This window comes from Enterobacter cloacae complex sp. IR5458, from assembly GCF_049238025.1.
In the GTDB taxonomy this organism is placed as follows: domain Bacteria; phylum Pseudomonadota; class Gammaproteobacteria; order Enterobacterales; family Enterobacteriaceae; genus Enterobacter; species Enterobacter kobei.
On record NZ_JBMKIF010000044.1, the window covers coordinates 1 to 25,400 of the forward strand.

Genomic DNA, 25,400 nt, shown 5'->3' on the forward strand with positions numbered 1-25,400 from the left:
TTACCTATGTTCCCGGTCTGATCTGTCACCTATGTATCCGGTCATACACTGCGCTTACCGGGGCTACGACTCTGCGTAAGAATTCAGATACAAAAAAGGTGCTCATTGAGCACCTTTTTGCATTTCTGACGCCTGATTATTTTGTCAGGGCAGGTTTGTTGTCGATGTTGGTCAACACACCGGCGCTGCTGAAAGTCAGCGTCAGGGTCTGCTGGGTCACATCTTCGTGGCCTGGCTGCTGACGGAATACATAGAACCAGGTGTTAGTGCCGAACGGATCGGACATCATCGGGGTTCCCAGTGCATAAGCGACCTGCTGTTGTGTCATCCCCACACGGATTTTGGACACATCGTTAGGGGTAAGGTAGTTCCCCTGGTTGATGTCAGGACGGTAAACCACTTTCTCCAGAGTGGAACAGCCTGCGGTCAACATCAGAAGAACCGCTGCGGCAGCGGTCAGCATTTTACAACGCATAGTGATTTGATTCCTTTTCGGGCCCGAGCAGAACGCGGCTCATATGTAATATGCCGATGATAATAGACCTTGCCCCACTTTGAAACCGGTCTGGCGGCGTTTTTGTTGTTCTCTATGACCCTGAGATCCCGAAAAAGTTTATGCCGCCAGCAGTTCTTTCGCGTTCGCGAGCGTATTACGCGTGACTTCACTGCCGCCGAGCAGGCGTGCCAGCTCCTGCAGACGTGCACGTTTATCGAGCGGCATCATGTGCGTTTCCGTCATTTCGCCATCGGTTTCTTTGCTGACAATAAAGTGATGATGACCACAGCCCGCAACCTGCGGCAGGTGAGTGACGCACATCACCTGCGTTGATTCGCCTAACTGACGCAGCAGTTTGCCGACAACCGCCGCCGTTGGACCGCTGATCCCGACATCCACCTCATCGAAAATCAGCGCCGGGGTTTCCATTTTACGCGCGGTAATAACCTGAATCGCCAGCGCAATACGCGACAGCTCGCCGCCGGAGGCGACTTTGGAGATAGCCTGTAGTGGTTGGCCCGGGTTGGTGGTGACACGGAACTCAATGCGATCCGCACCTTCCGCCGTCAGGTGATGCTCTTCAAAGCGAACATCAATGGTGAATACGCCGTGCGGCATTGCCAGCGTATGCATGCTGTCGGTGATGTGCTGGCTGAGTTCCTGAGCGTAATGCTGACGGATTTCATGCAGCTTTTGCGCTGTGGCCAGCGCCTGTTCATGATGCAGGTTCACCGCCAGAGAAAGGGTTTCCTGCGAGTCAGCCTGATCGTCAAGCTGCTGCTGCTCTTCCAGCAGAGCCTGATAGTAGCCCGGGAGCTCTTCCGGCGTAACATGGTGCTTACGCGCCAGGGCGATCTGACGGGAGATGCGCTGTTCCAGTTCAAACAGACGGTTCGGGTCGAGATCCAGACGCTCACAGTAGTGGCGCAGTTCGTCACTGGCTTCTGAGATTTGAATCGCGGCCTCTTCCAGCATATCCAGTACGCCAGAGAGTTTGCTGTCCATGCCTGCCAGCTCGGTGATTAGCTGACGAACGCTATAGAGCTGGCTCTGCAGGTTCGCGTCTTCGCCATCAGCGAGCATATTGAGCGCATTCTGGCTGGTTGAGAGCAGGTGGCCACTGTTGGCGAGGCGCTTGTACTCCTCGTCGATTTGCTCAAACTCACCCGCCTGCGGATTGAATTCGTTCAGCTCCTTAAGCTGGTACGCCAGCAGCTCCGCACGCGCGGCGCGCTCCTGGCTTTGCTGCTGATGCTGAGCCAGCTCCCGGCAGCTCTGATGCCACAGACGGTAGTGTTCTGCCATGAGCTGAGTAAGCGCGTACTCACCCGCATAGCCATCAAGCAATGCTTTCTGCTGTTCTGGTTTGACTAACTGCTGATGCGCGTGCTGACCGTGGATCTGAATAAGCAGCTGGCCGAGTTCGCGAAGCTGAGAGAGGGGGACCGCCGTGCCGTTGATAAAACCACGGGAACGGCCGTCGCTGCTGATCACGCGGCGAAGTAAACACTCACGCCCATCTTCAAGCTGGTTCTGTTCGAGCCAGCGCTGGGCGGCAGGCGTGTCTTTCAGGGAGAAGCGGGCGCACAGGTCGGCGCGGTTTGCGCCCCTGCGCACCATGTCTCCCTCGGCGCGGCCGCCAAGGCACAAGCCGAGGGCATCAATGGCAATGGATTTACCCGCACCGGTTTCCCCGGTGATCGCCGTCATGCCGCTGTGGAAATCGATCTCAAGCTCACGAACTATGGCAAAGTTGCTGATGGTCAGTTGTGCCAGCATAATTGTTTTCCTGTATGAAAAACCATGACTGTGTTTTCATACAGTATAAACTGGTTTTTTATACAGTAAAGTCCTGGATGTAAAATCAGAACAATTTTTTTGACCAGCCGAGCTTCGAGCTTAATGTGTTGAAATAGCTGTAATCTTTCGGGTGAATCAGGTTCAGGTGGTAATCGCATCGGCGAATGAGAACATCTTCACCTTCCTGGATCGGCAGCGCAATCTGGCTGTCGCAGCTGATCTCCAGGTCGTTACGGCGGTGTGAGAAGCGCAGACGTATCGTGCTGTCACCGTTGATGACCAACGGGCGGGCGGAGAGCGTGTGCGGGAACATTGGCACCAGGGTAATGGCATCCAGCGAGGGCGTCAGAATGGGGCCACCCGCAGAAAGTGAGTAGGCGGTTGAGCCGGTTGGAGTGGAGATAATCAGCCCGTCAGAGCGCTGCGAGAAGGCAAAGATTTCGTCGATATAGACTTCGAACTCAATCATATGCGCCACTTTACCGGGGTGAAGTACGACCTCGTTAATCGCGGTGCTGATGCGCTTCTGGCAGTCCTGCTGGCACACCTGCGCTTCCAGTAAGAAGCGCTTTTCGCTGATATAGTGACCTTCCAGCACGTCAGCCAGTTGCTGTTGCGCGTTGTCCGGATCGAGATCGGTTAAAAAGCCGAGATTGCCTCGGTTGATGCCGATAACCTTGATATCATAGCGCGCCAGCGTGCGTGCGGCACCGAGCATGTTTCCGTCACCGCCCACCACCACGGCGAGATCGGCCTGTTGACCAATCTCAGCCAGCGTGCCGGTTTTGACGCTCTTGAGCTGCAGCTCCTGCGCAATCTGCTGCTCGACCATCACTTCATAGCCTTTGCTACACAACCAGCGATACAACATTTCATGTGTCGTCAATGCGGTAGGGTGACGCGGATGCCCGACGATCCCAATACACCTGAAATGATTATTCATTTTCTGGAGGTCCTTGTGCCTGATGAATGATGACAATCTCTCTTGTTCCCTTGAATCCAGGAAACTGATCCCCATAATAAGCGAAGTTAGCGAGATGAATGCAGAAAAACGCGGAGAAATTCATGAGTAGTAAAGAACAGAAAACGCCTGAGGGGCAAGCCCCTGAAGAAATTATCACGGAACAGCACGATGAAGTTGAGGCAGTAGAGCCAGACGCATCTGCTGAGCAGGTGGACCCGCGCGATGAAAAAATTGCGAATCTGGAAGCCCAACTGGTAGAAGCACAGAATCGCGAACGCGAAAGTGTTCTGCGCATTAAGGCGGAAATGGAAAACCTGCGTCGTCGTACCGAGCAGGACGTTGAGAAGGCGCATAAATTCGCGCTGGAGAAATTCGTCAACGAACTGCTGCCGGTGATTGATAGCCTCGATCGCGCCCTGGAAGTGGCTGATAAAGCGAACCCGGACAATGCGGCGATGATCGAAGGTATCGAACTGACGCTGAAATCCATGCTCGACGTGGTGCGTAAGTTTGGCGTGGAAGTGATTGCCGATACCAACGTTCCGCTGGATCCAAACGTCCACCAGGCGATTGCGATGGTCGAATCTGAAGAGATTGAAGCCGGTAAAGTGCTGGGCGTGATGCAGAAAGGGTATACCCTGAACGGCCGTACCATTCGCGCTGCGATGGTGACCGTGGCGAAAGCGAAAGCGTAATTTGCTATCTGTAGTGCCGGGTGGCGGCGTTCGCCTTACCCGGCCTACATTTTATTCGGCAATACTTTCCCGAAGCGGCGTGACGGGCAGAACCTTCACCTGCTTAATCATATTGTCCTGCACGTCCAGGATATCAATATCGTACTGCTCAATGCGCACCCGCGTGCCTGCCGCCGGGATCTCCTCCAGCGCTTCCAGAATCATCCCGTTAATCGTACGCGCTTCATCTTCCGGCAAATGCCAGTTAAAGGCTTTATTGAGTTCGCGAATGTTCGCGCTCCCGTCAATCAGCACTGAACCGTCGTTTTGCGGGGTGACCTCTTCCGCGAGGGAAGGCGACATTGACGTAGTAAAGTCGCCGACTATCTCTTCCAGAATATCTTCGACCGTCACCAGTCCCTGAATGTCGCCGTATTCATTGACGACCAGGCCGACTTTTTTCTTGTTGCGCTGGAATTTAACCAGCTGCGTGCTGAGCGGTGTTCCTTCCGGCACATAGTAAATTTCGTCGGCGGCGCGCAGCATAACCTCTTTGGTGAACTCTTTTTTCTCGGTCATCAGACGATACGCTTCACGCACGCGCAGCATGCTGATGGCATCATCCAGCGAGTCGCGATAGAGCACGATGCGCCCGTGCGGGGAGTGCGTCAGCTGGCGGACGATGGCTTTCCAGTCATCGTTGATGTCGATACCGACGATTTCGTTCCGCGGCACCATGATGTCGTTCACGCTCACTTTTTCCAGATCCAGCACCGACAGGAGCATGTCCTGATTGCGCCGGGAAATCTGCGTGCGGGATTCGTGCACGATGGTGCGCAGTTCCTCTTTGCTGAGCGCGCTGCTGATGGTGACATCGGCTTTGATGCCCACCATCCGCATCAGTACGCGCGTCACCATATTCAGCAACCAGACCAGCGGCATCATCAGGATTTGCAGCGGTGCCAGCAGGAAGCTGCTCGGGTAGGCGACTTTCTCCGGGTAAAGCGCGGCGATGGTCTTAGGCAGCACTTCAGCAAACACCAGTACCACAAACGTCAGCACGCCGGTGGCGATAGCGACCCCGGCGTTGCCGTACAGGCGCATACCGACGATGGTGCCCAGAGCAGAGGCAAGAATATTGACGAGGTTGTTACCGATGAGCACCAGGCTTATCAGTTGATCCGGCTTGCGGAGCAGTTTTTCAACGCGACGTGCGGCACGGTTACCCTGTTTGGCACGATGACGTAACCGGTAGCGGTTTAGGGTCATCATGCCGGTTTCCGAGCCGGAGAAATAGGCGGAGATGACCACCATGACGATCAGGATAACGATCAGCGTGGTGGTAGAGATGTGTTCCAGGGGGAACTCCTTTGTTTCTTAGCCAGCAAATTGCTGTATGAAGCGGCTGCCAAAATAGGCAAGGGTGAGAATGCCCGCCCCCGCGACGTTGAACCAGACCACGCGGCGACCGCGCCAGCCTTCATGATAATGGCCCCATAACAGGACAATATAGACAAACCACGCGATGATGGAGAGCACCGCTTTATCGATATTCTCCACGCTGAACAGGTTCTTCATGTAGAACAGGCCTGTGCAGAGCGTGAGCGTCAGCAGCACCACCCCGACCTGGGTGATGTGGAACATCTTACGCTCAATGACCATCAACGGCGGCATTTCATGGTTAAACGCCAGCTTTTTGTTTTTCAACTGGTAGTCAATCCAGGCGAGCTGCATGGCGTAAAGCGCAGCGATGATCAACGTCGCGTAGGCAAACAGCGACAGGCCGATATGCACCAGCATCCCCGGGGTTGCTTCCAGATGCGTAATGAATTCATTGGGCATAAAGGTGGCTAAGGCCAGATTGATCAGCGCGAAGGTATAGACAATCGGTAGCAGCAGCCAGCCGCGATTTTTAGACGCCACGATGGTCATTACCGTACAGATCATCAAACTGACCAGCGAGCCGACGTTGAGGACGCTCAGGTTTTGCACGCTGCCGTCGCCGGGGATGATACGTGATTCCAGCGCAAACGCGTGGCTTATCAGTGCGATCACCGCGGAAAGAATAGCCATGCGCCGCCAGCCGCTGTTTTTTTGCAGCAGTCCGGGAACGATCAGCGCGAGGCTGACAGAGTAGGCAACAAGGGCGATCAGTGCGAAAACAGGCATATAGGCATCGACAGTTGTCTTAATAAGAAAGAGAAGCAGTATAACGTTACGTGACGCCTGCTCCAACCGTTGCATAACAACAAAGACGCCTTCATGTTATACTCCGGCAAAATTCTGTGTATGTGTCGCTCAATGCGGCCCAACGTTTCTACTCAGGCGAGAGACAATGTTTGATAATTTAACCGATCGTTTGTCGCGCACGCTGCGCAACATCAGCGGCCGCGGACGCCTTACTGAAGAGAACATCAAGGAAACGCTGCGCGAAGTGCGCATGGCGCTGCTGGAAGCAGACGTCGCGTTGCCGGTTGTTCGTGATTTTATCAACCGCGTTAAAGAGAAGGCGGTTGGTCATGAAGTTAACAAGAGCCTGACCCCGGGTCAGGAGTTCGTCAAAATCGTTCGTAACGAACTGGTTTCGGCGATGGGCGAAGAGAACCAGGTGCTTAACCTGGCGGCTCAGCCACCGGCCGTGGTGCTGATGGCGGGCCTGCAGGGGGCGGGTAAAACGACCAGCGTCGGTAAGCTGGGTAAATTCCTGCGTGAGAAGCACAAGAAGAAAGTGCTGGTGGTCTCTGCGGACGTCTATCGCCCGGCGGCGATCAAACAGTTGGAAACCCTGGCCGAGCAGGTTGGTGTGGATTTCTTCCCGTCAGACGTGGCCCAGAAGCCTGTCGACATCGTTAACGCCGCGCTGAAAGAGGCGAAGCTGAAATTCTACGACGTGCTGCTGGTGGATACCGCCGGTCGTCTGCACGTTGACGAAGCGATGATGGATGAGATCAAGCAGGTGCATGCCTCTATCAACCCGGTAGAGACCCTGTTTGTTGTCGACGCCATGACCGGTCAGGATGCGGCGAATACCGCGAAAGCGTTTAACGAAGCGCTGCCGTTAACCGGCGTGGTGCTGACCAAAGTGGACGGCGACGCCCGCGGCGGTGCGGCGCTCTCGATTCGCCACATCACCGGTAAGCCGATTAAATTCCTTGGGGTTGGCGAGAAAACCGAAGCGCTGGAGCCGTTCCACCCGGATCGTATTGCCTCCCGTATCCTCGGCATGGGCGACGTGCTGTCGCTGATTGAAGATATCGAGAGCAAGGTTGACCGTGCGCAGGCGGAAAAACTCGCCAGCAAGCTGAAAAAAGGCGACGGTTTCGATCTGACCGACTTCCTTGAGCAGCTGCGCCAGATGAAAAACATGGGCGGCATGGCCAGCCTGATGGGCAAACTGCCGGGCATGGGGCAGATCCCAGACAACGTGAAAGCGCAGATGGATGACAAAGTGCTGGTGCGTATGGAGGCGATCATTAACTCGATGACGTTGAAAGAACGCGCTAACCCGGACATCATCAAAGGTTCCCGTAAACGCCGTATCGCAGCCGGTTGCGGCATGCAGGTGCAGGACGTTAACCGCCTTCTGAAACAGTTCGACGACATGCAGCGCATGATGAAGAAAATGAAGAAAGGCGGCATGGCGAAGATGATGCGCGGGATGAAAGGCATGATGCCACCCGGCTTTCCTGGGCGATAATCGCTTTTGAGATTGCTTTTTGCCCGAAAATGAGTAAAATTTTCGGGCTTTTAATATGACACCCGGGCTCCGTTCCTCGATGGGGCCCGGTTGTTTTATTCACACAAGAGGATGTTATGGTAACTATTCGTTTAGCTCGTCACGGCGCTAAAAAGCGTCCGTTCTACCAGGTTGTTGTCACTGACAGCCGTAATGCACGCAACGGTCGCTTCATCGAGCGCGTTGGTTTCTTCAACCCACTGGCCGCTGGCGCAGAAGAAGAAACTCGTCTGGATCTGGATCGTATCGCTCACTGGGTTGGCCAGGGCGCTACTGTTTCCGATCGCGTTGCTACGCTGATCAAAGCAGCAAACAAAGCAGCTTAATCTGTCACGGTGGTCATGATGAGCAATAAAGCACCTGTTGAACCGATCGTATTGGGAAAAATGGGTTCTTGCTACGGTATCCGTGGTTGGCTCAGAGTGTTTTCCTCCACTGAAGACGCTGATAGCATTTTTGATTACCAGCCCTGGTTTATCCAGAAAGCCGGTAAGTGGGAAGAGGTCGAGCTGGAAAGCTGGCGTCACCACAATCAGGACATCATCATCAAGCTGAAAGGCATTGACGATCGTGATGCCGCGAATGCGCTGACTAATTGTGAAATTGTCGTGGATTCGTCGCAGTTGCCGCAGCTGGAAGAGGGCGACTACTACTGGAAAGACCTTATGGGTTGCCAGGTAGTCACTACCGAAGGCTATAGCCTGGGAAAAGTCATCGATATGATGGAAACCGGGTCAAATGACGTTCTCGTCATTAAGGCAAACCTGAAAGATGCATTTGGCATCAAGGAGCGGTTGGTCCCGTTCCTCGATGGACAGGTTATCAAGAAAGTCGATCTCACTACTCAAACCATTGAAGTAGATTGGGATCCTGGTTTTTAAATTCTCCGGATAAACGGTAAAAGACGGCGCTATGTGGATTGGCATAATTAGCCTGTTTCCTGAAATGTTCCGCGCGATTACCGATTACGGGGTAACTGGCCGGGCAGTAAAGAATGGCCTGCTGAGCATCCAGAGCTGGAGTCCTCGTGACTTCACGCATGACCGGCACCGTACCGTGGACGATCGTCCTTACGGCGGCGGACCGGGGATGTTGATGATGGTACAACCCTTGCGGGATGCCATTCACACAGCAAAAGCCGCGGCAGGTGAAGGCGCAAAGGTGATTTATCTGTCACCTCAGGGACGCAAGCTTGATCAAGCGGGCGTGAGCGAACTGGCGACGAATCAAAAGCTGATTCTGGTCTGTGGTCGCTACGAAGGGATAGATGAGCGCGTAATTCAAACCGAGATTGACGAAGAATGGTCTATCGGCGATTACGTTCTCAGCGGTGGTGAGTTACCAGCGATGACGCTGATTGACTCCGTTGCCCGGTTCATTCCGGGTGTACTGGGCCATGAAGCTTCGGCAACGGAAGATTCCTTTGCCGATGGGTTGCTGGACTGCCCACACTATACTCGTCCTGAAGTGTTAGAAGGGATGGAAGTCCCGGCGGTGTTACTGTCTGGAAACCATGCCGAGATACGTCGCTGGCGTTTGAAGCAGTCGCTGGGCCGAACCTGGCTTAGAAGACCTGAACTTCTGGAAAACCTGGCTCTGACTGAAGAGCAAGCAAAGTTGCTGGCCGAGTTCAAAACTGAACACGCGAACCAGCAGCATGAACATGATGGGAAGGCGTAATACGCTCCCGAATATCAGTTTACCCAGGATAAGAGATTAAATTATGAGCAACATTATTAAGCAACTTGAACAAGAGCAGATGAAGCAGGACGTACCTTCCTTCCGTCCAGGTGACACCGTGGAAGTGAAAGTATGGGTTGTTGAAGGTTCCAAAAAACGTCTGCAGGCATTCGAGGGCGTGGTTATCGCTATTCGTAACCGCGGTCTGCACTCTGCATTCACTGTTCGTAAAATTTCCAACGGCGAAGGCGTTGAGCGTGTCTTCCAGACTCACTCTCCGGTAGTTGACAGCATTGCTGTTAAACGTCGTGGTGCTGTACGTAAAGCTAAACTGTACTACCTGCGTGAGCGTACTGGTAAGTCTGCTCGTATTAAAGAGCGTCTGAACTAAGATTCGCTTAAGCGACATCCTGTTAGAAAGGGCTGGCCGAAAGGCCGGCCCTTTTTTTATCTCATCGCACCTCTCGCATTAACCCTTTTGTCATAAATCATTTACAATGCTTGCCTCTTGAATGGAGGGAAAGTGGGCAACGTACTGCATCAGCACACCTGGAAACGCGCAGCGGCCTTGACCGCGCTGTTTGCGATCCTGCTGATCGTGGTAGCGCCGCTTATCTCCGTCTCCTTGCAGAAAGATCCCATGAGTGCCATGCCGGGCATGCATCATGACATGAGCATGATGTCGATGGACGCGCATCATGGCGATACGCCGCATACGATGCCTGTCGACCATGCGGAAGCGTGCGGTTACTGCGTGCTGTTAGCGCATGTACCTGGCATGATGCTGGCGCTGATCGTCCTGCTCTGCGTGGTGCTGCAACGGCTTCGCCTTAAGCCGCCGCGTCAGGCGGTCAGCCACTGGCACTTTTTCCCCTGGCTTTACCCCGATACCCGCGCGCCGCCGCGGCAGTCTGCTTTCTCCCTTTAAAAAAATATCGATAACTTTTTGCCTTAAAAAGGAAAAGTATGACTACCTGCACACCTCGCGAGGCATGGGGAAACCTGCTGCGTCGCCTCCATTTCTACATCGGGCTGTTTGTTGGCCCGTTTATCTTCTTCGCTGCGTTAACCGGTACGCTGTATGTGGCGACGCCACAGCTGGAAAATATCCTCTATCGGCACGCGCTCCACACCGATTCCGCAGGCGAGCCGCAGCCGCTGGCGAACCAAATTGCCGTGGCGGAAAAAATCGTGGGTTCAGATTTGCGTTTGCACGCCGTTCGTCCGGGGCTGGTTGAAGGCGAAACCAGCCGCGTGATGTTTGCTGACCCGACGCTGGGGCCATCGGAAAACCGGGCTATCTTTCTCGATCCGATAAATCTGGCGGTGCTGGGGGATATGACGGTGTACGGCACTAGCGGGATTTTACCGCTGCGCCAGACCATTGATTATTTGCATACCTCTTTGATGCTGGGTGATATCGGGCGTCTCTATAGCGAACTGGCCGCGTCGTGGATGTGGGTTGCCGGATTGGGCGGTATTGCCCTGTGGTTTTATACCCGACCGAAACGGCGAATTAACAACCGCTTCCAGAGCCGTCGTCGTGTGCATGTGACATTAGGCTGGATCCTGCTGGGCGGAATGCTGCTGTTCTCAGCAACCGGCCTGACGTGGTCGCAGTGGGCGGGCGGAAACGTCGATAAACTCCGGGCACAAATGAACTGGCTTACGCCTCAGGTGAACACCGCGCTTTCAGGTGCGCCTGCCATGATGGACGAACACGCGGAGCATCGCGGTCACCATGCCGGCATGATGATGCCTGAAATGGTGAGGGATCTGACGCAATTTGATGGCGTATTACGCGCGGCGCGTAAAGCGGGGATTGATGCCAGCAAGCTTGAGATCCGCCCGGCGAAAACGGCGGACCGTGCCTGGACCGTGACGGAAATCGATCGCAGCTGGCCAACTCAGGTGGATGCAGTTGCGGTTGATCCCGGTACGATGCAGGTTCTGGACAGAACCCGATTTGAGGATTTCCCGCTAATGGCAAAACTGACCCGCTGGGGCGTAGATTTCCATATGGGGATTTTATTCGGGCTGGTGAACCAGCTGCTGCTCGTTGCCTTCGGGCTTGCCCTGTGCGTGCTTATTATCTGGGGGTACCGGATGTGGTGGATGCGTCGCCCGGCACAATCGGCAGTCAATCCGGTACAAACGCTTTGTCAGAGCTGGCTGGCGCTGTCAGGATGGGGAAGAGGTGTTACGCTCATCATCAGCGTGCTGCTGGGGCTGGCTTTGCCCGTGATGGGGGTGAGTCTGGCGCTGTTTATTCTGATCGACTGGCTACGCTGGCGAGCGGCAACAGGCGTGTCGCTCGCCGAATCATCCGCTAAATAGCCCTATGGCGTGCTGATAACCACTGACACCCGGCGGTTTTCAGCGCGCCCTTGCGCGGTACTGTTGCTCGCAATCGGGTATTTTTTGCCTAATCCCCGGGTGGTGAGATTCTCGCGCGGGATATTCGCTCCCTTCGCCCATGCGTCGGCAACGGCATTGGCTCGTTTTAACGACAGCGCTTCGTTGTAACTTTCTTCGCCGTAATTATCCGTATGCCCATCCATTCGAGCGTGATTCAGGCCGGTTTTCGCCAGACGAGAGGCCATGGATTGGATCTGGGTTTCACTTTCGGAGCGGAGTCTGGCGTCATTTTTATCAAACAGAATGGTATCCGATAACCCCAGGGACCAGTCGCCGTTCAGTTCGTTAAAACCGTAGGACTTCATCGCTGCAATTTGTTCTGGCGTGAATTTACCTTCAGGCGGCGACTGACAGCCTGCCAGAACCAGTGAGGCCAGGACTAACGGCGCGAAGTATCGTTTTAACATAGTATATCCTTTCTAACTTATTGTTTTTGTACGCTGGTTTTTGACCTGGTACATATTGCGGTCGGCTTTCTCCAGTAATGCTTCAACGGACGCATTTTCCCACGCCAGAGCAAAGCCAATGCTGAGTGACATCGATGCTTTTTGTCCGTTATGCAGATCAAACGGACGGATAAACTGCTGCGATAACGCAGCACAAATGTGTTGAACTTCAAGCTCAGAATGAACGCCGTACAGCACCATGGCAAATTCGTCACCGCCAAGGCGATAGGACTGATGGCGCTTATCGCCAAATTCCACCATCCTGCTGGCGACTTCAATCAGCACGCAGTCTCCTGCCGCGTGTCCCCAGGTGTCATTGATAAACTTAAAATTATCACCATCAAGGAAGAGCAGGGCCGAATTTATTCTCGCCGAAGGGTCGTTCATCAGTGCCGCAATGCTGTTACGAAACGCTGCGCGGTTAGCAAGGCCGGTGAGCGGATCGTGCATGGCGGTACGCAATAGTTGGGCATTTTTCGCCTGAAGCTTAAGCTGCCACTCCTCCATCTCATCCAGGAGGCTGTTGAAGTCTTCACCAAACTGGTGAAATTCTTCGATACGCCCATCTTTCACCCGTCGGGAGAAATTACGGTTTGTACGGACGTCATGCACCACATCGGTGATGTTTTGCAGGGCCGTGACCATGCCGTGATGCAGAGAGTGGGTAATGGCGATCGCGACGACGGTGGCAAAAAGAATACAGCCGGTAAGAACGGCAAACGACATCCAGATGAAGTGGCTAATCAGGCTGTCACGCGCGGTAAGGCGAATTTCGCCGATCATCGAACCGTTATGCATGATTGGCTGTGCAATCGGTACAGGGAAAAGCCAGCGGCTGACCAACGCCCCCAGCGTGTCGTTATTATCCTTCGAATTCCAGGACCAGTATGCAAAACGCTTTTTGTGTACGTTAATGACTTCTGCTACGGCAAACTGCCCCTGCTTACCCAGGGCTGCGAGGGTTTCGTTGGCGGCCAACGAATCGTTGAAAACCAGAGAGGCTTCAAGACTGTGGCTCATGGTGGCGCCGGTTAATTCGAGATTCTTTTGCGCGTATTGTTTTAACGTCACGACGGAAGCAAAACAGAGTAACAGCCATATAAGCGTCATCGTGATGATGACGCTTATCATGCTGTTTCGCCTCAGCGTTCTTTTAAACGTTGGGCGTGGCGTCGAGGTGAAATCTTTATCCATGCTGCTTATTCCGTGCAAGCATTAATACATCGGGATTGACCCTGACACCACTGCGCGACAATGCATCCAGATTGACGGAAAACCGCACCTGGCCACGTTCGATTATCAGGCAAAAAGCACTGCCAATAACACATTCCGGATTTTGCTCTGAGATTAATAGCAATGCTCTGCCCTGATATTGACTTATTAATTCAAGTTGTTTTGCCGGCGGTTCAGACCCGAAATAAACAGCATCGCACGTCGCGTCCAGGGCTTCCCGATCGTTACGGACAATAACGGGAGTGTAGGGTAACTCGGTATGCCCTTCATTGCCGCTGAGTGCGTGCGTGTAGTGAGAGGTGGCATAAATGCAAAGCCTGGGCTGTCCGGAAAGTGACGGCCATCGCGTATAGCTCACAATCCCCGAGACAATCGAACGTACCGATTTATCCGTCTCCGTGAGCGCGCCTGCCGTCGCCGGGCCCACCATAAGAAACAGCATTAACACCAGAGTGAGTCGGAACAAAGAGATCAAGTATGAATTTCTCACCAGAATCCGCCGTACCGCTCCGGAAATAGATGTCCTTAAGAGATGCGGGCAGAATACCATTGTTTGTCTGAGCCGTCATTATGTCAGAAATAGCCTTCGGCTGACCTAAGCTAAATCCTACATTGGTTTATTTTCCAGGGGATAAACACAGACTTAATTAAGTCTGCTGGAACGCATACTTTCGTCCATTCCTTTTTGCCATGACGCACGGAGTTTCACAGCATTTTCAACACTATCACAACTGGCTGGATAAGATTTGCCCGCTAATCCCCAGGCATGAATAAAACCCTCTTCGCATACTTTCTTCTGACCATCAGCGTAGCCGCGGAGATATTCGCTACGATCAACATGAGAGTCATTAAAACTATCGGCCAGGGTCTGGTTATCTTTAACCGGCAGGCCATTCATCGCGTCTTCTTTTCCGGCACTGAACCAGTCCGGACTCGTCCAGTGGGGCTGAAAAGTGTAAGGATTAATCTGGCAGCCCGATAAAAACAGCAACAACAGCACCAGAGCAATTGAGCGCATAGCGATTCTCCTTTTTTCTTCAGCATAGCCTGGCGGAAGAAAAGCGGAGTGTAATTTAAAGTTTACGTATTTAACGGCTGTTTTTTGCTAATAATGAGCTTCTGTAAATTAATATTTACGGATTTTGGATTGAAATCTTTACTTGTTGTGGTATCGTTGCTTCACCTCATCGAGGATAACAACTATCGCAAACGAGCATTACAGGATCGCCATCATGCAAAAAGACGCGCTGAACAACGTACATATCACTGACGAACAGGTTTTAATTACCCCGGATCAACTGAAAGCAGCATTCCCGCTGAGTGCCGCGCAGGAGGCTCAAATTGAGCACTCTCGCCAGACCATTTCTGACATTATCGCTGGTCGCGATCCGCGCCTGCTGGTGGTCTGTGGTCCTTGCTCTATTCACGATCTTGAAACCGCCATTGAGTACGCTCATCGCTTTAAAGTATTAGCGGAGGAGGTCAGCGATAGCCTCTATCTGGTGATGCGCGTCTATTTTGAGAAGCCACGCACGACCGTTGGCTGGAAAGGGTTGATTAACGATCCGCACATGGATGGCTCGTTTGATGTGGAAGCAGGGCTGAAGATTGCGCGTCGCCTGCTGGTGGAGCTGGTTAGCATGGGGCTGCCGCTGGCAACCGAAGCGCTTGATCCGAACAGCCCGCAATACCTGGGCGATCTGTTCAGCTGGTCTGCGATTGGTGCGCGGACGACGGAATCGCAAACCCACCGCGAGATGGCGTCTGGTCTGTCGATGCCGGTTGGTTTTAAAAACGGTACCGATGGTAGTCTGGCGACGGCGATCAACGCTATGCGCGCCGCCGCAATGCCGCATCGTTTTGTGGGTATCAACCAGGCGGGCCAGGTGTGCCTCCTGCAAACTCAGGGTAACCCGGACGGTCATGTGATCCTGCGCGGCGGTAAAGCGCCAAACTACAGCCCGGCAGATGTGGCGCAGTGTGAAAAAGAGATGGAGCAGGCGGGACTGCGCCCGGCACTGATGGTAGATTGCAGTCATGGTAATTCGAATAAAGATTATCGTCGCCAGCCCGCGGTTGCCGAATCCGTGGTCGCACAGATCAAAGACGGCAACCGTTCGATTATCGGTCTGATGATTGAGAGCAACATTCATGAAGGTAATCAGTCATCTGAACAACCGCGCAGTGCGATGAAGCACGGCGTCTCCGTGACGGATGCCTGCATCAGCTGGGAAACCACCGATGCGCTGCTGCGAGAGATCCATAAAGATTTAAATGGCCAGCTGGCGACGCGTCTGGCTTAAGAGGTTAGCTATGGTTGCTGAATTGACCGCATTACGCGATCAAATTGATGAAGTGGACAAGGCGCTGCTGGATCTGCTGGCGCGCCGTATGGCACTGGTTGCTGAAGTCGGTGAAGTAAAAAGTAAATACGGCCTGCCGATTTACGTTCCGGAGCGCGAAGCCTCAATGCTGGCTTCCCGTCGTAAAGAGGCCCAGTCGCTGGGTGTTTCGCCGGATTTGATTGAAGATGTGCTGCGTCGCGTAATGCGCGAATCCTATTCCAGCGAAAACGACAAAGGCTTCAAAACCCTCTGTCCGTCCCTGCGTCCGGTGGTGATTGTCGGCGGCGGCGGGCAGATGGGGCGTCTGTTTGAAAAAATGCTGACGCTTTCTGGCTACCAGGTGCGCATTCTGGAGAAAGAGGACTGGGCCCAGGCGCCAGAACTGATGAAAGACGCGGGAATGGTTATCGTCAGCGTGCCGATCCACGTGACGGAGCAGATCATCGGAAAACTTCCGCCTTTACCGCAGGATTGCATCCTGGTGGACCTTGCTTCTGTCAAAAATGGTCCGCTGCAGGCAATGCTGGCCGCGCATACGGGTCCGGTACTGGGTCTGCACCCGATGTTTGGCCCGGACAGCGGCAGCCTGGCGAAGCAAGTGGTGGTTTACTGCGACGGGCGTCAGCCGGAAGCCTATCAGTGGTTCCTCGAACAGATTCAGGTATGGGGCGCACGACTGCACCGCATCAGCGCGGTTGAGCACGATCAGAACATGGCGTTTATTCAGGCACTGCGCCACTTTGCGACCTTTGCCTACGGTCTGCATCTGGCGGAAGAGAACGTGCAGCTTGAACAGCTGCTGGCGCTCTCATCACCGATCTATCGTCTGGAACTGGCGATGGTTGGACGTCTGTTTGCGCAGGATCCCCAGCTTTACGCCGACATTATTATGTCGTCCGAAAATAACCTGGCACTGATCAAACGTTACTATCAGCGCTTTGGCGAAGCCATTACGCTGCTGGAGCATGGCGACAAGCAGGCGTTTATCGACAGTTTCCGTAAAGTGGAGCATTGGTTCGGTGATTACGCCACGCGTTTCCAGAGCGAGAGCCGCACGCTGTTGCGCCAGGCAAATGACAGTCGCCAGTAATCCGATGATGTATATACTGAAAGCCAGCATTGCTGGCTTTTTTCATTTTGGGGAACTGTCATGGCTGAACCGCAGCTGATGTTGAATTACACCGGGCACCTGCCTGAATGTCCGACATGGAGCGCTGAAGAGCATGCGCTCTACTGGGCCGATATCCTGGAAGGCGAAATCCACCGATATCATCTGCCAAAGGCAGAACACACCGTGCTCTCTTTCCATGAGGAAGTGGGCTGTTTTGCGTTGCGTGAACGCGGCGGGTTTATCGTGGCCATGCGCAATGGCATCTGGCTTGCCGATAAGCATGGCCTCCTGCAGCGTAAGGTGTGCGATAACCCCTCTAACCCACAGCTGGCGCGTTTTAATGACGGGGGAACCGACAGTATGGGGCGTTTCTATGCGGGGACGTTCTGGGGGCCGGGGGATTACAACGGCGCGTTGCTGATGCGTATCGACAACGATCTGACACCGAAAGTAATCCAGTGTGATATTCACGGGCATAACGGCTTAGCGTTTAGTCCGGATAAGCGGTGGATGTATACCTCCGATACGCCCAATGGGGTGATCTATCGCACTCCGGTTGATGAGCAGGGTGAACCCGGCAGACGCGAGATCTTTCGTCAGTTTAAAGAGGGCGAAGGGATACCGGACGGCGCGGCAGTCGATGTGGAAGGCTGCTACTGGAGCGCACTGTTTGACGGCTGGCGTATCGCGCGTTTTTCACCGCAAGGGGAGCAGCTGGAAGAGTATCGCTTGCCTGTACGTTGCCCGACGATGGTCTGCTTTGGCGGCGATGATATGAAAACGCTGTTCATTACGACCACGCGGGAAAATATGGATGCAGAAGAGGTGGCTGAGTATCCGCTCTCCGGCGCCATCTTCACCCTGCCCGTAAATGTGGCAGGGATGAAGAAAAGTCGCTTTATCGAACGTTAGCTTGGATCGACAGGCACGACGTTTTCGCTCGGATAGCAGCCCAGCACTTTCATGGAACGGGTAATCTCACCCAGTTCACGCAGGGCCTTCTGCATGGAGGCAGACTCCAGGTTGGCCTGGATATCGAGATAAAACATCTCTTCCCACGGGTTACCGTGAATTGGACGCGATTCCAGTTTGGTCATGATCAGGTTGTGGTTGCGCAGCACCAGCAGGGCTTCAACCAGTGCACCCGCCTGTTGTCCGGTCGCCATCAGCAGCGTGGTTTTCGCTGGTACCTGGTCTGACACATTGATGGACTTGCGCGCCAGCACCACGAAACGGGTAATATTTTGCGTCTGGTTTGCCAGGTTGCGCTCCAGCACCTGTAAGCCATACAACGCGCCACCCGCCTCGCTACCGAGTGCAGCGACGGCTGGCGAGTTAGCCTGCGCCACTTTTTCCATTGCCGCGGAGGTGCTTTCGGTGTACTCGATTTTCCAGCTCGGATAGCGGTTCAGGAACTGGCTGCACTGCTGGAACGGCTGGGGATGACTGTAGACGGTTTCTATCTTGCTCAGATCGGTTGAGCCGGAGACCAGCACGCAGTGATCGATAGGGATCGTCAGCTCGCCAACCAGCGACAGGCTGGTGTGCTGCAGCAAATCGTAAACGTCGTTGATGGCACCCGAACTGGTGTTTTCAATGGGCACGACGGCGTAATCCGCCTGGCCGGTCTCGACCTGGTTAAAGATATCGGCAAATTTTGCGCAGCCGCTCTCAATAAATTCTTCGAAATGGCGAGCGGCATATTGACGTGCGGCCAGGTGAGAGTAAGAGCCTTTCGGGCCGAGGAAGGCGATACGCGCAGAATGCGGGTTAGTTTTGTTCAGATGCTGCTGGAGCAGCGCTTGCTGAGTGAGAACGGAGTCTTCAATGATGAGCTGGAACAACCGGGTGATGTAATGGGCATCGAGGTGGTGCGCTTTGCCGAGCTGGATCAGACGTTCCAGCAGATCGCGTTCGCGGTCAATATCACGTACCGGACGATGGGAGTCCAGTTTGGCTTTCCCTACTTCAACGGCGAGCATGCGACGTTCGGCCAGCAGTGCCAGTAATTTCTCATCCAGCGCGCTGATTTTTACGCGCAGGTCCAGTAACGGGTTTTCCGGTGTCATAGTGTCGCCTGTCTCATTTTATCGTTATCAATAAAAAAGGCCCCCCGGTGTGGGAGGCCTTGTTGTTCGTCTTCGCATTCTTTATCACACGACGAAACGCCTCCCGGTCAGGGGAAGGTAAAAAAGAATGCGAAGAAGAACGGCGTAAGTTTCATAACATCATCCTGTGATTGATACCGTTAAAGTACCTGTACTGTTTTCACCCTGTCAATAAAAAACGCGCCCGAAGGCGCGTTGGCGGTACACTCAATTTAAAGGATTACTCTTCTTCAACTTCTTCCGCGAAGCTGGCGTCTTTCACCGAGGATGCGGCGCGACGGGCTTCACCTTTGTGTTGCACTTTATTGAGCTGCCGTTCCAGCTTGTTGATCAAATCGTTAATAGCCGTGTACATATCTTCATGTTTTGCGCTGGCGACCAGATGGCCGTTTGGAGTATTGATAGTTGCGTCAGCGATGAAACCCTGTGGCTCCTTAGACAGAATGATATGCGGGTTAATCAGGTGAGTTTGCCATTTATCCAGTTTGGCGAGACGGTCTGCGACGTGCTGGCGAATTGCCGGAGTAATTTCCATTTGTTTACTGGTAATGTTCATTGTCATAAATTTTACCTCTTGTCTTTCCGTCTTGGTGATTCCAGCATACCCGACCTAATGTCAAAATGTGTGATTTAGATCACGTTATTTTGTCGGTTTTTGTCAGGGAATCTTTTTTGTGAGGCAGGGCAGGAAGAGGTGAGATTTACCTTGTGGAAGGCAAAAATTGCGGTCATAGTTGACGGGATGAGTTGAGGTAAAGCGCTTCAGCGAATATCAGAAATGGATACAAAAACGGCAGCCTTCGGGCTGCCGTTTTGCATTGAAGCACTATCAGGTGTTGCTGCTATTCGCGGCGATAATTTTCGCCACTTTTTCAGCCTGAGTGGTCATCTGCATCTGACGGTAAGCATTTTCCATCAGCTTCAGGCCGTCACGCGTTGCCTGAGTATCCGGGTAATCACGCAGCATACCTTCTACGCGGTTAACCACGGCAACCCATGCGCCACGGCGGGTATAGTATTCCGCAACGGAGTATTCATACTTCGCCAGGCGATCTTTCAGGAACACCAGACGTTTGGTCGCGTCGGTCACGTACTGACTGTTTGGATAGCCGCGCACCAGTTTGGAGAAGTCATTGAAGGCATCACGCGCATGCTGGGGATCACGATCGGAACGATCCACGCCGAAGAAGCCCTGCAGAGCACTGTCATCCAGCGCCATGTTGGTCAGACCGCGCATATACATGACGTAATCGATGTTAGGATGAGTCGGATTCAGACGCATGAAACGATCGATAGTTGCCTGAGCCAGCGGCAGGTCGGCATTTTTGTAGTAGGCGTAGATAAGATCTAACTGTACCTGCTGCGAATACGGACCAAATGGATAGCGATTATCCAACGCTTCCAGTTGCGTTATCGCCTGTTTCCAGTTACCGTCCTGCAACTTTTGTTGTGCAGTCGCATAGATTTCATTCGGCGGATTGTCAGGGACCTGTTCATTCGAACCGGAGCAGCCCACCAAAGCCAGGCTCAACGTGGCCGCTGCCACCAGATATTTCATGCGCGTCATGACGTTTTGACTTTCCTCAAATGTTTGTCCGGGAGAAACTCTGTTCCTGCTCCCGATTAAGACCAGCTACAATAGCACACTATATTAAACGGCAAAGCCGTAAAACCCAACGTTAAACAAAGAAGCAGTTTATGGCACAACGAGTAGAACTCACCGCAACAGTCTCCGAAAATCAGCTCGGTCAACGCTTAGATCAGGCTTTGGCCGAATTGTTCCCTGATTATTCGCGTTCACGCATAAAAGAATGGATCCTTGACCAGCGCGTGCTGGTAAACGGCAAGATCTGGGACAAACCAAAAGAGAAAGTGTTTGGTGGGGAAGCTGTTGCCATCAATGCTGAAATCGAAGAGGAAATCCGCTTCGAGCCGCAGGATATCCCACTGGACATCGTCTATGAAGATGATGACATTCTGGTAATCAACAAGCCGCGCGACCTGGTTGTTCATCCGGGGGCGGGGAACCCTGACGGTACGGTACTTAATGCACTTCTCCATTACTATCCACCGATTGCTGACGTCCCGCGCGCGGGTATCGTTCACCGTCTGGATAAAGACACCACCGGTCTGATGGTCGTGGCAAAGACCGTTCCTGCTCAGACCCGTCTGGTGGAATCACTGCAGCTGCGTGAAATTACCCGTGAATACGAAGCGGTAGCCATTGGCCACATGACCGCTGGCGGCACGGTAGAAGAACCGATTAGCCGTCACCCGACCAAACGCACTCATATGTCGGTGCACCCGATGGGGAAACCAGCGGTGACGCACTATCGCATTATGGAGCACTTCCGTATTCATACGCGCCTGCGCCTGCGCCTGGAAACCGGTCGTACGCACCAGATCCGTGTTCATATGGCCCACATCACCCATCCGCTGGTGGGGGATCAGGTATACGGCGGTCGTCCGCGTCCGCCAAAAGGCGCATCGGATGAGTTCATCAGCGTACTGCGCAAGTTCGATCGTCAGGCGCTTCACGCGACCATGCTGCGTCTCTATCATCCCATCACCGGTATTCAGATGGAGTGGCATGCGCCTCTCCCACAGGATATGGTGGAACTGATTGACGCCATGCGTGCTGATTTCGAAGAACATAAGGACCATGTGGACTGGTTATGACCAAACTGATTGTCCCGGAGTGGCCACTACCTGAAGGCGTGGCCGCCTGCAGCTCAACCCGTACTGGCGGAGTCAGCCAGGGCGCGTGGGAGTCGTTGAATCTCGGCGCACACTGTGGCGATAACCTGGAGCACGTAGAAGAGAACCGCAGGCGTCTGTTTGCAGCGGGGAATCTGCCCTCGAAACCGGTCTGGCTGGAACAGGTTCATGGTAAAGCGGTGCTGAAGCTGACGGGAGAACCTTACGCTTCTAAACGCGCAGACGCCTCTTACAGCAATACTCCGGGCACGGTTTGTGCCGTTATGACCGCCGATTGTCTGCCGGTTTTGTTCTGTAACCGGGCAGGTACTGAAGTGGCTGCCGCGCATGCAGGCTGGCGTGGATTGTGTGAGGGCGTGCTGGAAGAGACCGTCGCCTGCTTTAACGATGATTCCGCCAATATCATGGCCTGGCTGGGTCCGGCGATTGGCCCTCGTGCTTTTGAAGTGGGGCCGGAAGTTCGCGAAGCATTCATGGAAAAAGATCCGCAAGCCGCTGAGGCTTTTCAGCCTTCCGGTGAAAAATATCTGGCAGATATTTACCAGCTTGCCCGTCAGCGCCTGAATAGCGTCGGTGTCACGCAGATCTTCGGCGGAGATCGCTGTACTTTCACCGAAAAGGGTGATTTTTTCTCTTATCGCCGCGACAAGACTACGGGTCGTATGGCAAGTTTTATTTGGCTGATATAACCTAAAGAATCAAGACGATCCGGAACGTGCCGTTTTCTTTTCACATAATTCAGATCATTAACCTTGAATAATTGAGGGATGACCTCATTTAATCTCCAGTAGCAAATTTGACCTGTTTATGGGAGGAGTTATGCGTCTGGATCGTCTTACTAATAAATTCCAGCTTGCTCTTGCCGATGCCCAGTCGCTCGCGCTGGGGCACGACAACCAATTCATCGAACCTCTTCATTTAATGAGCGCCTTGCTGAATCAGGAAGGGGGATCGGTACGTCCTTTATTAACGTCTGCTGGCATTAATGCTGGCCAGTTACGCACCGCTATCGATCAGGCACTGAGCCGTTTACCGCAGGTAGAAGGTACCGGCGGTGATGTTCAGCCGTCTCAGGATCTGGTGCGCGTGCTGAACCTTTGCGACAAGCTGGCGCAAAAACGTGGGGACAACTTTATTTCGTCAGAGCTGTTTGTTCTGGCGGCGCTTGAATCACGCGGTACCTTAACCGACCTGCTGAAATCTGCCGGTGCAACCACCGCCAATGTGACTCAGGCGATTGAGAAAATGCGCGGAGGTGAAAGCGTGAACGATCAGGGAGCCGAAGACCAACGTCAGGCTTTGAAGAAATTTACGGTCGATCTGACCGAACGTGCTGAGCAGGGCAAACTTGACCCGGTCATCGGCCGTGACGAAGAGATCCGCCGTACGATTCAGGTATTGCAGCGTCGTACCAAGAACAACCCGGTTCTGATTGGTGAGCCCGGTGTGGGTAAAACCGCCATTGTTGAAGGGCTGGCGCAGCGTATCGTAAACGGTGAAGTGCCGGAAGGGCTGAAAGGTCGCCGCGTGCTGGCACTGGATATGGGGGCGCTGGTGGCCGGGGCGAAATACCGCGGTGAGTTTGAAGAGCGTCTGAAAGGTGTGCTTAACGACCTGGCTAAACAGGAAGGCAACGTCATTCTGTTTATTGACGAACTGCACACCATGGTGGGGGCCGGTAAGGCCGACGGCGCGATGGATGCCGGGAACATGCTGAAACCAGCCCTGGCACGTGGTGAACTGCATTGCGTTGGCGCCACGACGCTGGATGAGTACCGCCAGTACATTGAGAAAGATGCTGCTCTGGAACGTCGTTTCCAGAAAGTGTTTGTTGCCGAGCCAAGCGTTGAAGATACCATCGCGATTTTGCGTGGTCTGAAAGAACGTTATGAGCTGCATCACCATGTGCAAATCACCGACCCGGCGATTGTGGCGGCGGCGACGCTTTCGCACCGTTATATTGCTGACCGTCAGTTGCCGGATAAAGCGATCGACCTGATTGATGAAGCGGCGTCGAGCATTCGTATGCAGATTGACTCGAAACCGGAAGAGCTGGACAGGCTCGACCGTCGTATCATTCAGCTCAAGCTGGAACAGCAGGCGCTGAAGAAAGAGTCTGATGAAGCCAGTAAGAAACGCCTCGATATGCTCAACGAAGAACTGGACGACAAAGAGCGTCAGTATTCTGAGCTGGAAGAAGAGTGGAAAGCCGAGAAAGCTTCACTGTCTGGCACGCAGACCATTAAAGCGGAACTTGAGCAGGCGAAAATTGCCATCGAACAGGCTCGCCGTGTGGGCGATCTGGCGCGAATGTCCGAGTTGCAGTACGGCAAAATCCCTGAGCTGGAAAAACAGCTTGAGATCGCCACGCAGTCGGAAGGCAAAACCATGCGTCTGTTACGTAATAAAGTGACGGATGCAGAAATTGCGGAAGTGCTGGCTCGCTGGACCGGTATTCCGGTGGCGCGCATGATGGAAAGCGAACGCGATAAACTGCTGCGTATGGAGCAGGATCTGCATCAGCGCGTGATCGGTCAGGACGAGGCGGTTGAGGCCGTCTCCAATGCCATCCGCCGTAGCCGTGCGGGGCTGTCCGATCCTAATCGCCCGATTGGTTCGTTCCTGTTCCTGGGGCCGACCGGTGTCGGTAAGACCGAGCTGTGCAAAGCGCTGGCTAACTTTATGTTCGATAGCGACGATGCGATGGTGCGCATCGACATGTCCGAGTTTATGGAAAAACACTCCGTCTCGCGTCTGGTCGGGGCGCCTCCAGGATATGTCGGTTATGAAGAAGGTGGCTATCTGACAGAAGCGGTGCGTCGCCGTCCTTATTCCGTCATTCTGCTGGATGAGGTGGAAAAAGCGCACCCGGATGTGTTCAACATTCTGCTTCAGGTGCTGGATGATGGCCGTCTGACTGACGGGCAGGGGAGAACGGTCGACTTCCGTAATACTGTCGTCATTATGACATCGAACCTGGGTTCTGATTTGATTCAGGAACGTTTCGGTGAGCTGGACTACGGCCATATGAAGGATCTGGTTATGGGGGTTGTCAGCCATAGCTTCCGTCCAGAGTTCATCAACCGTATTGATGAAGTGGTGGTGTTCCATCCTCTGGGTGAGAAACACATTGCGTCGATTGCGCAGATCCAGCTGCAGCGTCTGTACAAACGTCTGGAAGAGCGTGGATATGAAATTCACATCTCTGACGATGCGCTGAAACTGCTGAGCGAGAACGGTTATGATCCGGTGTATGGTGCGCGTCCGTTGAAACGTACTATCCAGCAGCAGATCGAAAACCCGCTGGCGCAGCAGATCCTGTCCGGGGAGCTGATTCCGGGCAAAGTTATCCGTCTGGAAGCCAACGACGATCGTATTGTGGCAGTGCAGTAAGTCACAAAACGCAAAAACGAGCCGCTTGCGGCTCGTTTTTGTTTAAAAACCAGGCGAGAATTGAGGTCTGGGAAGTGTTTTGCCTGGAAAGTGAGCAGTCAGTAAATAATTTTCACTTTATCCTTGCAGGTTCGGAATTACTCCCTATAATGCGCCTCCACTGACACGGAACAACGGCACACACGCCGCCGGGTCAGCAGAGAAAAGCAAAATAAACGCTTGACTCTGAAAGAGGAAAGCGTAATATACGCCACCTCGCAACGGTGAGCGAAAGCCGC

The 25,400-nt window shown here is 53.6% G+C and carries 27 protein-coding genes and 1 other annotated feature; of the genes, 14 read left to right on the top strand and 13 right to left on the bottom strand.

Going from position 1 to position 25,400, the window contains the following annotated elements; genetic code table 11:
- Positions 1-136: 136 nt before the first annotated feature.
- The 3 genes from bamE to nadK form a co-directional block, all read right to left on the bottom strand.
- On the bottom strand, positions 137-475 hold the full coding sequence (gene bamE, locus ACOTYN_RS23065) for an outer membrane protein assembly factor BamE (RefSeq protein ID WP_014884883.1): 339 nt from the start codon (positions 473-475) through the stop codon (positions 137-139).
- Between the two features lie 138 nt (positions 476-613).
- Positions 614-2,275, bottom strand: a complete 1,662-nt coding sequence (gene recN / locus ACOTYN_RS23070) for a DNA repair protein RecN (protein WP_014884882.1) — start codon at positions 2,273-2,275, stop codon at positions 614-616.
- Between the two features lie 85 nt (positions 2,276-2,360).
- Complete coding sequence (gene nadK, locus ACOTYN_RS23075) at positions 2,361-3,239, bottom strand: NAD(+) kinase (RefSeq protein ID WP_008502500.1); 879 nt, start codon at positions 3,237-3,239, stop codon at positions 2,361-2,363.
- Between the two features lie 122 nt (positions 3,240-3,361).
- Here nadK and grpE point away from each other — a divergent pair, with 122 nt between their 5' ends.
- Positions 3,362-3,955 (top strand): nucleotide exchange factor GrpE, encoded by a 594-nt coding sequence (grpE, locus tag ACOTYN_RS23080; RefSeq protein ID WP_014884881.1) that lies wholly within the window; start codon positions 3,362-3,364, stop codon positions 3,953-3,955.
- Positions 3,956-4,006: 51 nt separating this feature from the next.
- Here grpE and ACOTYN_RS23085 read toward each other — a convergent pair whose 3' ends face one another.
- Positions 4,007-5,293 carry an HlyC/CorC family transporter gene (locus tag ACOTYN_RS23085; RefSeq protein ID WP_032629440.1) on the bottom strand — a complete coding sequence of 429 codons (1,287 nt, stop codon included), beginning with the start codon at positions 5,291-5,293 and terminating at the stop codon, positions 4,007-4,009.
- A gap of 18 nt (positions 5,294-5,311) precedes the next feature.
- A complete protein-coding gene (locus tag ACOTYN_RS23090; protein WP_014884879.1) occupies positions 5,312-6,103 on the bottom strand; it encodes a cytochrome C assembly family protein in 792 nt (263 codons plus the stop codon).
- 166 nt (positions 6,104-6,269) lie between these two features.
- Here ACOTYN_RS23090 and ffh point away from each other — a divergent pair, with 166 nt between their 5' ends.
- The 7 genes from ffh to ACOTYN_RS23125 all read left to right on the top strand — a co-directional run bounded on the left by ffh (position 6,270) and on the right by ACOTYN_RS23125 (position 11,687).
- Complete coding sequence (gene ffh / locus ACOTYN_RS23095; protein WP_014884878.1) at positions 6,270-7,631, top strand: signal recognition particle protein; 1,362 nt, start codon at positions 6,270-6,272, stop codon at positions 7,629-7,631.
- Between the two features lie 116 nt (positions 7,632-7,747).
- Positions 7,748-7,996, top strand: a complete 249-nt coding sequence (gene rpsP, locus ACOTYN_RS23100) for a 30S ribosomal protein S16 (RefSeq protein WP_003863133.1) — start codon at positions 7,748-7,750, stop codon at positions 7,994-7,996.
- Between the two features lie 15 nt (positions 7,997-8,011).
- On the top strand, positions 8,012-8,551 hold the full coding sequence (rimM, locus tag ACOTYN_RS23105) for a ribosome maturation factor RimM (protein ID WP_003863136.1): 540 nt from the start codon (positions 8,012-8,014) through the stop codon (positions 8,549-8,551).
- 31 nt (positions 8,552-8,582) lie between these two features.
- The gene (trmD, locus tag ACOTYN_RS23110) at positions 8,583-9,350 is read left to right on the top strand and encodes a tRNA (guanosine(37)-N1)-methyltransferase TrmD (RefSeq protein WP_014884877.1); all 768 of its coding nucleotides are present in this window, start codon (positions 8,583-8,585) and stop codon (positions 9,348-9,350) included.
- Positions 9,351-9,393: 43 nt separating this feature from the next.
- On the top strand, positions 9,394-9,741 hold the full coding sequence (gene rplS / locus ACOTYN_RS23115) for a 50S ribosomal protein L19 (protein ID WP_002914145.1): 348 nt from the start codon (positions 9,394-9,396) through the stop codon (positions 9,739-9,741).
- 132 nt (positions 9,742-9,873) lie between these two features.
- Positions 9,874-10,278 carry a DUF2946 domain-containing protein gene (locus tag ACOTYN_RS23120; protein ID WP_045281750.1) on the top strand — a complete coding sequence of 135 codons (405 nt, stop codon included), beginning with the start codon at positions 9,874-9,876 and terminating at the stop codon, positions 10,276-10,278.
- A gap of 38 nt (positions 10,279-10,316) precedes the next feature.
- On the top strand, positions 10,317-11,687 hold the full coding sequence (locus ACOTYN_RS23125) for a PepSY-associated TM helix domain-containing protein (RefSeq protein ID WP_332959177.1): 1,371 nt from the start codon (positions 10,317-10,319) through the stop codon (positions 11,685-11,687).
- Between the two features lie 2 nt (positions 11,688-11,689).
- Here the strand turns inward: ACOTYN_RS23125 and ACOTYN_RS23130 are convergent, their stop codons facing one another.
- From ACOTYN_RS23130 to ACOTYN_RS23145, 4 genes are all read right to left on the bottom strand, one after another.
- On the bottom strand, positions 11,690-12,175 hold the full coding sequence (locus ACOTYN_RS23130) for an OmpA family protein (RefSeq protein WP_023331110.1): 486 nt from the start codon (positions 12,173-12,175) through the stop codon (positions 11,690-11,692).
- Positions 12,176-12,187: 12 nt separating this feature from the next.
- Positions 12,188-13,408: a diguanylate cyclase DgcN gene (gene dgcN / locus ACOTYN_RS23135; RefSeq protein WP_071922976.1), complete on the bottom strand. Its 1,221-nt coding sequence runs from the start codon at positions 13,406-13,408 to the stop codon at positions 12,188-12,190.
- Complete coding sequence (locus ACOTYN_RS23140; RefSeq protein ID WP_072093817.1) at positions 13,401-13,889, bottom strand: YfiR family protein; 489 nt, start codon at positions 13,887-13,889, stop codon at positions 13,401-13,403. Before ACOTYN_RS23140 ends, dgcN begins: the two co-directional genes overlap by 8 nt.
- Positions 13,890-14,090: 201 nt before the next feature.
- A complete protein-coding gene (locus ACOTYN_RS23145; protein WP_045281752.1) occupies positions 14,091-14,465 on the bottom strand; it encodes a DUF2799 domain-containing protein in 375 nt (124 codons plus the stop codon).
- 214 nt (positions 14,466-14,679) lie between these two features.
- On the opposite strand from ACOTYN_RS23145, the gene aroF reads away from it, so the two are divergent.
- From aroF to ACOTYN_RS23160, 3 genes are read left to right on the top strand one after another with little or no spacing between them, the layout of a single operon-like run.
- Positions 14,680-15,750 (top strand): 3-deoxy-7-phosphoheptulonate synthase AroF, encoded by a 1,071-nt coding sequence (gene aroF / locus ACOTYN_RS23150; RefSeq protein ID WP_071922977.1) that lies wholly within the window; start codon positions 14,680-14,682, stop codon positions 15,748-15,750.
- A 10-nt stretch (positions 15,751-15,760) separates the two neighbouring features.
- Positions 15,761-16,882: a bifunctional chorismate mutase/prephenate dehydrogenase gene (gene tyrA, locus ACOTYN_RS23155; protein WP_023337646.1), complete on the top strand. Its 1,122-nt coding sequence runs from the start codon at positions 15,761-15,763 to the stop codon at positions 16,880-16,882.
- A 60-nt stretch (positions 16,883-16,942) separates the two neighbouring features.
- The gene (locus ACOTYN_RS23160; RefSeq protein ID WP_071922978.1) at positions 16,943-17,815 is read left to right on the top strand and encodes an SMP-30/gluconolactonase/LRE family protein; all 873 of its coding nucleotides are present in this window, start codon (positions 16,943-16,945) and stop codon (positions 17,813-17,815) included.
- On the opposite strand, the gene pheA is transcribed toward ACOTYN_RS23160, so the two are convergent.
- The 4 genes from pheA to bamD form a co-directional block, all read right to left on the bottom strand.
- Positions 17,812-18,972: a bifunctional chorismate mutase/prephenate dehydratase gene (gene pheA / locus ACOTYN_RS23165; protein WP_047027843.1), complete on the bottom strand. Its 1,161-nt coding sequence runs from the start codon at positions 18,970-18,972 to the stop codon at positions 17,812-17,814. The two genes, ACOTYN_RS23160 and pheA, sit on opposite strands and share 4 nt — an antisense overlap.
- A 30-nt stretch (positions 18,973-19,002) precedes the next feature.
- Positions 19,003-19,128: a sequence feature (Phe leader region), on the bottom strand.
- Positions 19,080-19,127 (bottom strand): pheA operon leader peptide PheL, encoded by a 48-nt coding sequence (pheL, locus tag ACOTYN_RS23170; protein ID WP_100249759.1) that lies wholly within the window; start codon positions 19,125-19,127, stop codon positions 19,080-19,082. (Overlaps the previous feature by 48 nt.)
- A 103-nt stretch (positions 19,129-19,231) precedes the next feature.
- Complete coding sequence (gene raiA, locus ACOTYN_RS23175) at positions 19,232-19,573, bottom strand: ribosome-associated translation inhibitor RaiA (protein ID WP_014884866.1); 342 nt, start codon at positions 19,571-19,573, stop codon at positions 19,232-19,234.
- A 267-nt stretch (positions 19,574-19,840) separates the two neighbouring features.
- Positions 19,841-20,578, bottom strand: a complete 738-nt coding sequence (bamD, locus tag ACOTYN_RS23180) for an outer membrane protein assembly factor BamD (RefSeq protein WP_014884865.1) — start codon at positions 20,576-20,578, stop codon at positions 19,841-19,843.
- 131 nt (positions 20,579-20,709) lie between these two features.
- Between bamD and rluD the strand changes: the two genes are divergently transcribed.
- The 3 genes from rluD to clpB all read left to right on the top strand — a co-directional run bounded on the left by rluD (position 20,710) and on the right by clpB (position 25,122).
- On the top strand, positions 20,710-21,690 hold the full coding sequence (gene rluD / locus ACOTYN_RS23185; protein WP_014884864.1) for a 23S rRNA pseudouridine(1911/1915/1917) synthase RluD: 981 nt from the start codon (positions 20,710-20,712) through the stop codon (positions 21,688-21,690).
- Positions 21,687-22,418, top strand: coding sequence for a purine nucleoside phosphorylase YfiH (gene yfiH / locus ACOTYN_RS23190; protein WP_045269715.1), 732 nt, complete (start codon positions 21,687-21,689; stop codon positions 22,416-22,418). Before rluD ends, yfiH begins: the two co-directional genes overlap by 4 nt.
- A 130-nt stretch (positions 22,419-22,548) precedes the next feature.
- Positions 22,549-25,122 (top strand): ATP-dependent chaperone ClpB, encoded by a 2,574-nt coding sequence (clpB, locus tag ACOTYN_RS23195; protein ID WP_071922979.1) that lies wholly within the window; start codon positions 22,549-22,551, stop codon positions 25,120-25,122.
- Positions 25,123-25,400 lie beyond the last annotated feature (278 nt).

What these genes read in the sequence shown, in the direction of transcription:
- bamE (WP_014884883.1), bottom strand. Translation starts at nt 475, where the DNA reads ATGCGTTGTAAAATGCTGACCGCTGCCGCAGCGGTTCTTCTGATGTTG.
- recN (WP_014884882.1), bottom strand. Translation starts at nt 2,275, where the DNA reads ATGCTGGCACAACTGACCATCAGCAACTTTGCCATAGTTCGTGAGCTT.
- nadK (WP_008502500.1), bottom strand. Translation starts at nt 3,239, where the DNA reads ATGAATAATCATTTCAGGTGTATTGGGATCGTCGGGCATCCGCGTCAC.
- grpE (WP_014884881.1), top strand. Translation starts at nt 3,362, where the DNA reads ATGAGTAGTAAAGAACAGAAAACGCCTGAGGGGCAAGCCCCTGAAGAA.
- ACOTYN_RS23090 (WP_014884879.1), bottom strand. Translation starts at nt 6,103, where the DNA reads ATGCCTGTTTTCGCACTGATCGCCCTTGTTGCCTACTCTGTCAGCCTC.
- ffh (WP_014884878.1), top strand. Translation starts at nt 6,270, where the DNA reads ATGTTTGATAATTTAACCGATCGTTTGTCGCGCACGCTGCGCAACATC.
- rpsP (WP_003863133.1), top strand. Translation starts at nt 7,748, where the DNA reads ATGGTAACTATTCGTTTAGCTCGTCACGGCGCTAAAAAGCGTCCGTTC.
- rimM (WP_003863136.1), top strand. Translation starts at nt 8,012, where the DNA reads ATGATGAGCAATAAAGCACCTGTTGAACCGATCGTATTGGGAAAAATG.
- trmD (WP_014884877.1), top strand. Translation starts at nt 8,583, where the DNA reads ATGTGGATTGGCATAATTAGCCTGTTTCCTGAAATGTTCCGCGCGATT.
- rplS (WP_002914145.1), top strand. Translation starts at nt 9,394, where the DNA reads ATGAGCAACATTATTAAGCAACTTGAACAAGAGCAGATGAAGCAGGAC.
- ACOTYN_RS23125 (WP_332959177.1), top strand. Translation starts at nt 10,317, where the DNA reads ATGACTACCTGCACACCTCGCGAGGCATGGGGAAACCTGCTGCGTCGC.
- ACOTYN_RS23130 (WP_023331110.1), bottom strand. Translation starts at nt 12,175, where the DNA reads ATGTTAAAACGATACTTCGCGCCGTTAGTCCTGGCCTCACTGGTTCTG.
- dgcN (WP_071922976.1), bottom strand. Translation starts at nt 13,408, where the DNA reads ATGGATAAAGATTTCACCTCGACGCCACGCCCAACGTTTAAAAGAACG.
- ACOTYN_RS23140 (WP_072093817.1), bottom strand. Translation starts at nt 13,889, where the DNA reads ATGCTGTTTCTTATGGTGGGCCCGGCGACGGCAGGCGCGCTCACGGAG.
- ACOTYN_RS23145 (WP_045281752.1), bottom strand. Translation starts at nt 14,465, where the DNA reads ATGCGCTCAATTGCTCTGGTGCTGTTGTTGCTGTTTTTATCGGGCTGC.
- aroF (WP_071922977.1), top strand. Translation starts at nt 14,680, where the DNA reads ATGCAAAAAGACGCGCTGAACAACGTACATATCACTGACGAACAGGTT.
- tyrA (WP_023337646.1), top strand. Translation starts at nt 15,761, where the DNA reads ATGGTTGCTGAATTGACCGCATTACGCGATCAAATTGATGAAGTGGAC.
- ACOTYN_RS23160 (WP_071922978.1), top strand. Translation starts at nt 16,943, where the DNA reads ATGGCTGAACCGCAGCTGATGTTGAATTACACCGGGCACCTGCCTGAA.
- pheA (WP_047027843.1), bottom strand. Translation starts at nt 18,972, where the DNA reads ATGACACCGGAAAACCCGTTACTGGACCTGCGCGTAAAAATCAGCGCG.
- raiA (WP_014884866.1), bottom strand. Translation starts at nt 19,573, where the DNA reads ATGACAATGAACATTACCAGTAAACAAATGGAAATTACTCCGGCAATT.
- bamD (WP_014884865.1), bottom strand. Translation starts at nt 20,578, where the DNA reads ATGACGCGCATGAAATATCTGGTGGCAGCGGCCACGTTGAGCCTGGCT.
- rluD (WP_014884864.1), top strand. Translation starts at nt 20,710, where the DNA reads ATGGCACAACGAGTAGAACTCACCGCAACAGTCTCCGAAAATCAGCTC.
- yfiH (WP_045269715.1), top strand. Translation starts at nt 21,687, where the DNA reads ATGACCAAACTGATTGTCCCGGAGTGGCCACTACCTGAAGGCGTGGCC.
- clpB (WP_071922979.1), top strand. Translation starts at nt 22,549, where the DNA reads ATGCGTCTGGATCGTCTTACTAATAAATTCCAGCTTGCTCTTGCCGAT.